The sequence below is a fragment of the Baaleninema sp. genome (assembly GCF_049974805.1).
Lineage (GTDB): Bacteria > Cyanobacteriota > Cyanobacteriia > Cyanobacteriales > Geitlerinemataceae > Baaleninema.
Genome location: NZ_JBNGCO010000159.1, coordinates 1 through 8,132 on the forward strand (window position 1 = coordinate 1; position 8,132 = coordinate 8,132).

Below are 8,132 nucleotides of genomic sequence, written 5' to 3' on the forward strand. Positions count from 1 at the left end.
GCGATCTTGGGAAGCCCGCGCTGTACCCGTAGGGTCAGCGTCGGGAGGATGTCACTAGGGTTTGAGGACTTTTCTGCACCAGGAAGCCCCATCTCATCACCTCATCAACTCAGCTTGCTCGATCGCCTCGGGGGGGAGGGGTTTAGCGAAGAGATAGCCTTGGGCGAAATCGCAGCCGAGACGGGCTAGGCGATCGCGCTGTTCGACAGTTTCGACCCCTTCAGCAACGACTTTGAGATCCGTCGCTCGCGCCAGGGCTAAAATCGCCGGGACTAAGCCGAACGGCTTGGGATTGACATCGGTGTTTTGCACGAAAGACTTATCGATTTTGAGAATATCCACAGGGAAACGGTGAAGATAGTTCAACGAAGAATAGCCCGTCCCGAAATCATCGATACTAATTTGAATCTGCCGCCGTTTGAGTTGTTGGAGTAGCGATAGCGTGCGCTGGGAATTCTCCATCAAGGTCGTTTCAGTGATTTCGAGTTTGAGACATTGGGGAGCGATACCCGATCGCCTTAAGATGTCATCGAGACGATCGAGAAAGTCCAATTGTGCGAACTGTCGCATCGAGAGGTTGACGCTCATCGACACCGACGGAGAAAACAAGCCTCGGTTTTGCCAACACTGGAGTTGGCGACAGGCTTCTTCAAGAACCCACGCCCCGATCGCTTCAATTTGGCCAGTTTCTTCCGCCAGGGGAATAAAATCAACCGGGGAGACCGTTCCCCGTTGAGGATGAAGCCAACGCAACAGGGCTTCAAACCCGGCCAGTTCCCCCGTTTGCAAGTTGACGATGGGCTGATACATCAACAAAAATTCTCGAGCGTCGTAGGCGCGGCGCAGGTCGTTTTCCAGTTGCAACCGCTGCACCGCCAAAGCGTGAAATTCTGGCTCGAAGGAGTGATAGCGACAACCGCCGAGGGATTTGGCGCGGTACATGGCGGCGTCAGCGTTGCGTAACAGCTCTTCGGGAGAACAATCGGCGTCCCGAGTCCAGGCGATGCCGATGCTGGTGTTGAGAAAGATCGAATGGTGAGATAGGTCGAACGGCTCGGCCAGGGCGTCGAGGAGTTGCTGCGCCAGCGTTGCCGCGTGACGGTCGGCCTCGGACGCCGTGACGGAGACGATAAACTCGTCGCCGCCCCAACGGGCTAAAAAACAGTTTTCGGGTAGGGTGCGGCGCAACTGGTCGGCCACGGCTTTGAGGAGTTCGTCGCCGATAGTATGTCCGAGGGAGTCGTTGACGAGTTTAAAGCGATCGCAATCGACAAACAGCACCGCCACCCCTTGGCTGTTATCCTCAGCTAAGGCAGCGAGGGTCTCCGAGAGATGTTTCGTCAACTGAAGGCGGTTGGGTAAATCCGTGAGGCTGTCGAAAAACGCCATGTGCGCGAGGCGCTTTTCAGTTTGTTGGCGGGCGTGGATTTCTTCAAGAAGTTCTTGGTTTGTCGCTTCGAGAAGCTGGGTTCGCTGTTGGAGTTGCGCGGTGCGTTCCCGTACCCGCAGTTCTAAATCGGTATTGAGCTGTCGGATTTTCCGTTCGGTGGCTTTGAGTTTGAGTTGGTTCTGCACCCGCACCAGGACTTCTTCGAGTTGAAAGGGTTTGGTAATGTAATCGGCGGCACCGAGGGAGAAGGCTTTGACTTTATCGAAGCTGTCGTTGAGGGCGCTGAGGAAGATAACGGGAACGTCGCAGGTTCGATCGTCGGCTTTGAGAGCTTCACAGACTGCGTAACCATCGAGACCCGGCATCATGATATCGAGCAAAATCAAATCGGGGGGTGCCGTGCGAACCGAAACCAAGGCCAGTTTTCCGTTGAGGGCTTTGCGGACGCGATATCCGTGCCGCGACAACATACTCGAGAGCAAGCGTAAGTTATCGGGGGTATCGTCTACGATGAGGATTTCGTAGGTGGGGGAGTCGTCAGCAGTCATGGGTTATGGGGGTCGTCGGTAGTCGGCAAATCAGCAGTGGGCGCTTCGATAAATTCAAGAATGCGATCGAAGCGGAAGTTTTGCGCCCAATTTGTAAGGGTTCGGGCGAGGGAAGCGTCGGACTCGGGGAGTTCGGCCACCAACTCCACCACGCGATCGTCGCTGCCTTGGAGCGCCGCATCGTATAAGCGATCGAGCCATTCGGCCGGTAGAGTATCCCGCCGCAGCCTCTCCGACGAGTCCTCGGGTGGAGATAACGGCAGAGCTGCGATCGCCCCCGTCGAGGGAGCGATCGCCTCTTGCCGGGCTTCTTGTGGCTCTGTCGGGTCGTAAGCGTACTGTACGCCCAAATGTTGCTGAATTTTAGCCAGAATTTCCGTAGCGCGATAGGGTTTACGCACCACATCGTCGCATCCCGCCGCGAGAATGGCTTGGTGTTCTTCTTCAAAAGCACTAGCACTGAGGGCGACGACGATGGTGCGATCGCCGTTGGCAGAGTTTTTAATGAGTTGGGTGGCTTCGTAACCGTCGAGAACGGGCATTCGCATATCCATCCAAATTAAATGCGGCTGCCAATCGCGCCACCGTTCGACGGCGACGCGGCCGTTTTCAGCCTCTCGCACATCGAAACCGACGGTTTTTAACACGCGCACTAACAAGCTGCGGTTGGTCGGTTCGTCTTCAACGACAAGAATGCGATACCTCGGTTCGTTGGGTGCCAACGGCGTAATGGTGTCGGGTAACTCCCGCTCTAAGCAAACCTCTCCGGCCGCCGCCCGTTTGACCCGAAGCTCGAAGGAAAAGCACGATCCCCGTCCGAGTTGACTTTCGACGTCGATCTCGCCTCCCATTAACTGTACGAAACGCTGGCCGATGGTGAGTCCTAATCCCGTACCGCCGCCCGTCTGATATCCCGTTGCGGTTTGAACGAACGGCTCGAACAGTAAGGGCAACTCGTCCTGGCTAATGCCGGGGCCGGTATCTTCGACGGCAAAGTACAACAGGCAAGTGTTGGCGTCGGGGTCGAGCGATCGCCGACGAATGCGGAAGGTGACGCTTCCGGTTTCAGTAAATTTGAGCGCGTTGCCTAAAAGGTTGATGGCAACTTGTCGGAGTTTGCGATCGTCGGCTCGGATGAATTGGGGAACGGTTTCGCCGATATCGAAATAAAGCTTCACTCCTTTGCCCTGGGCTTTGAGATGTAGCATACTCGCTAGGCGATCGCAGAGACGATACAAGTCGAAGTTGCGTTCTTCAAGTTCCACGCGTCCTGCTTCGATTTTAGACATATCTAAAATTTCGTTGACCAAATCCAGCAGGTGTTCGCCGCTCCCGGCGATGGTGTCGAGATACTGTCCCTGGGGGGAGGCGCTGGCAAACTCTCGTTTTAACAGTTGGGTAAAACCCAGAATGGCGTTGAGGGGCGTTCGCAATTCGTGGCTCATATTGGCCAGAAATTCGCTTTTGGCGCGGTTGGCCGCTTCGGCGGTTTCTTTGGCCTGTTGGAGTTCTACGGCTTGCTGTTGGGTTCGCGCCAGGAGTTCGGCTTGCTGGACGGCGACGCCGAGTTGAGAGCCGATTTGTACGACGATTTTGATGTTGGCCGCCGTCCACTGGCGCGGACTTTGGTTTTGGTAGGTGGCCAGCAGTCCCCAGAGGGTTTTTCCGCAGAAAATCGGCACGATAATGTAAGCGCGAGCGCCGAGTTGTTCGAGGAGTTCGATATAGCAGTCGTCGAATCCGGCTTCGTAGATATCGGAAACGGCGCGATAGGTTTTGCCTTGGCGGTAAAAGCTGCCTTGGGTTTCTTGGAGATAGGTATCTTGAACGATGTCGTCGGCACTTTCGAGGGTGCTGGCGGCGCATCCGACCCGCTGCACGGCGACGCGGGTGAGTTGCGGGCGTTGGTTGGCGGTGTCGATGAGGGGATGGCAGGTGTCAGTGACGGATTCGGCGACGTAGGTTCCACTCCAGTCGGGGAGAAAGTGGTAGACGAGAACGCGATCGCACTCGAGGGCGTTGCGGAGTTCTTCGGTGGTGGCGCTGAAAATTTTTTCCAGGTCGAGGGTTTTTCTCATGCGCGTGATGATGCGGGAGACAGCCCGTTCCCGGGCGACACTTTCACGCAGGGCGGCTTCGGCTCGTTTGCGATCGCTGATGTCGATGTGGGAACCGGTCATGCGAACGGGATGTCCCGCTTCGTCCCACGAGGCGCGTCCTCGGGCGAGTATCCATTTGTAACTGCCGTCTTTGCAACGCATTCGGAATTCCAGGGTGTAATCGGGGGTTTGTCGTTGCAGGTGGGCGTTGCTAGTCTGGCGCACCGCTTCGATATCCTCGGGATGAACGCGCTGCCAAAATTCTGGCAGGTTGTTGGCAAGTTCCCTGTCGCGGTAGCCGAGGAGTTGTTTCCATCCGGCGGAGTAGAAGATGCGATCGTTGCGTAAGTCCCAGTCCCAAATGCCTTCGTTGCTACCTTGAACCGCCAGTTGCCAGCGTTCTTCGCTCTGGCGCAGAGCAGCTTCGGCGGTGCGGCGATCGCGGATTTCCCGTTCGAGATGGGTGTTGACTTTGAGGAGTTCGGCGGTGCGCTGGCGCAAGTCTTGGGTGGCTTCTTTGACTCGCTGTTCGAGGCGATCGTTGGCGTCTCCCAGGGCAGCTTGGGCCTCTTGGCGGTGCTGGATTTCCCGTTCGAGTTGTTGGTTGACCGCTTTAAGTTGTTCGGGACTGGGTAAGGCGAGGGCTTTGGGCAATAAGGGAATCAAGCTCAAGGCAGTATAGAGAGAAACGAGGCCGGTAATCGCTTTGATGCTACCGGAAAGCCAGTAAGCGGGATGCCACAGCGTCCAGACTTCCAGTAAGTGGCCGGTTCCGCAGGCCACGATAAAGGCACCGAACAGCCAAAATACGCCGCGAAAGGGAACGTCTTGGCGTTGGCGCAGGAAGTAAATCAGCAGTGCCGGAATCGAATAGTAGGAAATGCCGATGAGACTGTCGCTGAAGACGTGCAACCAGATGAGGGGCGCTTGCCAGAGGTAACATTGCCCGTGCGGCATATACTGACTCGGCGACAGCAGCGATTCGAGAGCGTTCCACATGGAGGGTGACTTGAGAGAGCGCGATAGCAGACAGTTATCCAAGACCGAAGTGCCGTAATCGCCCTATCCGTCCTGCGGCTACGAGACAATCTTGAAGAAAGTCTTCGACCTGGATTCTGTATTTGACGTTTGGTCTGACGTTCCTTCTATTGTCGGGTAGTTCTGGAAACTCGAACCGTAAAAACGAAGGCGATCGTTTAAAGTTTTGGTGAATTTTCCAAAATTTTGCCAGACTCGATCGCCCTGAAAGTGCGGGGAATTTACCGAAATATACTGAGGTGACTGTAGGAGATCGCCTCCTAAAATGAGAATGTCTCTAGGGTGTATCGGGATACTGAAAAGCCTCACCGCAGGTTTCTCAGTGTAGAAAATATTCATGTTCGTTCCCACTCCTTCGTCTGTGGTTCGCGACCGTGCCGAAACGATCGCTCGCGGCGCCCTTTTACTCCTCAATACCCGCAGTCAAATCCTGCGGCGCTTGTTGCGGTGTTATTGGGTTTGGCAAGTTCCCGGCTTGAGTTGCTGGATCGTTCGCATGGCACTACAGTCTCGGGGAACGCAATCGTTATCCTGTCCCTGTCGGTATTCCGAAATTGTCGATGTGGCTCGGTTACTCCTCGGCGATCGAGAGTCCGTCCAACCCCTCGCGGCAACGCAGGCTGAGTTAAAATCGGCGTTTGAGGAGATCGATCGAAATGCTTGGTTGCGTCCGGCTGTCTTGAGTTATTTTGCCGATCGCCTGCGCGAGTGAGATCGCAGCTGACAACCGACAGTTTTTCTGACAGTGCGGCCTTGATGGTCTGGGTTTTTTCTCTCTCGCTGTCTCTTGTGTGGTCTCTCAAACCTCGAAACCCCTCGATGCAATTTGCACGAGGGGTTTTTTCTGGGTTCTGATTTTTTCTGGAATTTTAATGGAGCTAAGCGGACTCGAACCGCTGACCCCCTCAATGCCATTGAGGTGCTCTACCAACTGAGCTATAGCCCCTTGCTCTGACGATTTACTATTATGCGCGAAGTTTTGAACTTTGTCAAGGGTTTTCGCGAATTTTTTTGCGAGCGGGTTTCACCGGGTCGAGGGTCATGCCATTTGGCTGAGATAACCGACATAGTGGCTCATGAGGAAGTATACCGTCATCATGGCGGCGGCGGCCGCAGCCACGAGGGTACCCGCGAACATCAGAGAGAATTCTCGATGTTCGATCGCCTCTTGCATCAGATGTAGCGACCAGGCGACTAGGGCCACCACGACGAACAGGATTACGATCATCGATTTGCCGAGCGGGACTCATTTACTTGACATATCTTAACACAATCGTTTCGAGAAGCTTGGGGGTCGAGCCACAAAGTTTAAACGGCCTCGACCCCAGATATCTCAAGCATTTGCGTCGATTTGGCGTTTAAGTTTCTCGAACCGTCACGCCGCGATCGGCTAAGTATTTCTTAATCTCGTCCACGCGCAACTGACCGTAATGCAGCAGCGACGCTAATAAAGCCGCCTCAGCTTTCCCTTCCGAGAGGGCTTCGTAGATATGTTGGCAGTTTCCCGCCCCTCCGGAGGCGATCGCCGGAATTTCCACCCGTTCGGCGATGGCTCGCGTCAGTTCTAAATCGTACCCCGCCTGAGTCCCGTCGGCGTCCATACTCGTCACCAACAGTTCCCCCGCACCCCGTTTCGCCACCTCTTCAGCCCACTCGAGGGCGTCAATTCCGGTATTTTCCCGACCGCCACGCACGTAAACGTCCCAACCGGGGTTGTGGATGTCTTTACGGCGTCTGGCGTCGATGGCCACCACGATACATTGATTTCCAAAGCGATCGCTGGCGCGGTTGATGAAATCCGGGTCGCGGACCGCCGCCGAGTTAATGCTAACTTTATCCGCTCCCGCTCTTAACAAACTTTTAATGGTTTCTAAGGATTGGATACCGCCGCCGACGGTCAGGGGAATAAACACCTTTTCGGCGGTGCGATACACCACATCGATGATGATATTCCGTTCCTCGTGGGTGGCGGTGATGTCCAAAAACACCAGTTCGTCCGCCCCGGCGTCGTTGTAGACTTGCGCCAGTTCCACCGGATCTCCGGCGTCTTGCAAGTTGACGAAATTGACTCCCTTGACCACCCGTCCGGCACTCACGTCCAAACAGGGTAAAATTCGTTTCGCTAACATACTTTCAAGTTTCGAGGGTTGGAACAGTACGCGACGCGAGACGCGACGCCAGAAACCAGCCTATACCAAACTCAGGGACATCAACTCGTCCGCCATCTCGAAATTCGAGGTGACGTTCTGTACATCGTCGAGATCTTCGAGGGCGTCCATCATTTTTAAGAGCGATCGAGCCTGTTCCGGGTCGGTGACTTCAACGGTATTGCTGGGAATCCAGCATAATTCTGCGCGATCGATGGCAAACCCCGCCGCTTCTAGGGTATTACTCACCTGTTCCAAATTTTCAACCGTGGTATAGACCTCCGCCCCCGGCTTCTCTTCCTCGATTTCCATCAGTTCGTAGGAGTCCGCTTCCGCTTCTAGGGAGGCTTCTAACAGCTTGTCTTCGTCGATGTCCCCCGAGAGGGTAACGACCCCCTTGCGATCGAACATCCAACTGACACAGCCCGTTTCCCCCAAGTTTCCGCCGTTTTTACTGAACGCCACGCGCACGTCCGCCGCCGTGCGATTGCGGTTGTCCGTCAGGGCTTCGATGAGAACCGCTACACCGCCGGGACCGTAACCCTCATAGCGAATGGATTCGAGGGCGTCCCCGTCACCGAAGGTTCCCGACCCTTTCGCGATCGCCCGTTCGATGTTGTCGTTGGGAATTCCCGCCGCTTTCGCCTTGGCGACGGCGTTTCGCAATTGGAAATTTGCCTCGGGGTCGGGCAAGCCGCTGCGGGCGGCGACGATGATTTCCCGAGAAATCTGCGTGAATATTTTACTTTTTGCCGCATCGACACGGGCTTTGTGGCGTTTGATGTTTGCCCACTTACTATGTCCAGCCATAATCTCTCGATCGCGCGATCGATCGTCTCAGGAGATCGATCGGCCTCTCTCACGGAAAATACCTCGATACGTTTGGAAGCCCTGTCGCTTTAGCGCAGGG

General features: G+C 55.3%; 6 protein-coding genes and 1 tRNA gene. 1 reads left to right on the plus strand and 6 read right to left on the minus strand.

Annotation, left to right across the window (positions count from 1 at the left end):
- Positions 1-96: 96 nt before the first annotated feature.
- A complete protein-coding gene (locus tag ACP5D4_RS20045) occupies positions 97-1,938 on the minus strand; it encodes a two-component system response regulator (RefSeq protein ID WP_428013383.1) in 1,842 nt (613 codons plus the stop codon).
- Positions 1,935-5,036, minus strand: a complete 3,102-nt coding sequence (locus ACP5D4_RS20050; RefSeq protein ID WP_428013384.1) for an ATP-binding protein — start codon at positions 5,034-5,036, stop codon at positions 1,935-1,937. The genes ACP5D4_RS20045 and ACP5D4_RS20050 overlap by 4 nt, the downstream gene beginning before the upstream one ends.
- Positions 5,037-5,412: 376 nt before the next feature.
- On the opposite strand from ACP5D4_RS20050, the gene ACP5D4_RS20055 reads away from it, so the two are divergent.
- Positions 5,413-5,787, plus strand: coding sequence for a hypothetical protein (locus ACP5D4_RS20055; protein ID WP_428013385.1), 375 nt, complete (start codon positions 5,413-5,415; stop codon positions 5,785-5,787).
- Positions 5,788-5,948: 161 nt separating this feature from the next.
- On the opposite strand, the gene ACP5D4_RS20060 is transcribed toward ACP5D4_RS20055, so the two are convergent.
- From ACP5D4_RS20060 to ACP5D4_RS20075, 4 genes are all read right to left on the minus strand, one after another.
- Positions 5,949-6,021 (minus strand) — tRNA-Ala (locus tag ACP5D4_RS20060).
- Positions 6,022-6,114: 93 nt separating this feature from the next.
- Entirely contained in the window at positions 6,115-6,303 is a 189-nt protein-coding gene (locus ACP5D4_RS20065; protein ID WP_017661456.1) for a hypothetical protein, read from the minus strand.
- Positions 6,304-6,433: 130 nt separating this feature from the next.
- Positions 6,434-7,204, minus strand: a complete 771-nt coding sequence (hisF, locus tag ACP5D4_RS20070) for an imidazole glycerol phosphate synthase subunit HisF (RefSeq protein WP_428013386.1) — start codon at positions 7,202-7,204, stop codon at positions 6,434-6,436.
- A gap of 60 nt (positions 7,205-7,264) precedes the next feature.
- Positions 7,265-8,032 (minus strand): YebC/PmpR family DNA-binding transcriptional regulator, encoded by a 768-nt coding sequence (locus ACP5D4_RS20075; protein WP_428013387.1) that lies wholly within the window; start codon positions 8,030-8,032, stop codon positions 7,265-7,267.
- Positions 8,033-8,132: the final 100 nt, after the last annotated feature.

What these genes read in the sequence shown, in the direction of transcription:
- ACP5D4_RS20045 (WP_428013383.1), bottom strand. Translation starts at nt 1,938, where the DNA reads ATGACTGCTGACGACTCCCCCACCTACGAAATCCTCATCGTAGACGAT.
- ACP5D4_RS20050 (WP_428013384.1), bottom strand. Translation starts at nt 5,036, where the DNA reads ATGTGGAACGCTCTCGAATCGCTGCTGTCGCCGAGTCAGTATATGCCG.
- ACP5D4_RS20055 (WP_428013385.1), top strand. Translation starts at nt 5,413, where the DNA reads ATGTTCGTTCCCACTCCTTCGTCTGTGGTTCGCGACCGTGCCGAAACG.
- ACP5D4_RS20065 (WP_017661456.1), bottom strand. Translation starts at nt 6,303, where the DNA reads ATGATCGTAATCCTGTTCGTCGTGGTGGCCCTAGTCGCCTGGTCGCTA.
- hisF (WP_428013386.1), bottom strand. Translation starts at nt 7,204, where the DNA reads ATGTTAGCGAAACGAATTTTACCCTGTTTGGACGTGAGTGCCGGACGG.
- ACP5D4_RS20075 (WP_428013387.1), bottom strand. Translation starts at nt 8,032, where the DNA reads ATGGCTGGACATAGTAAGTGGGCAAACATCAAACGCCACAAAGCCCGT.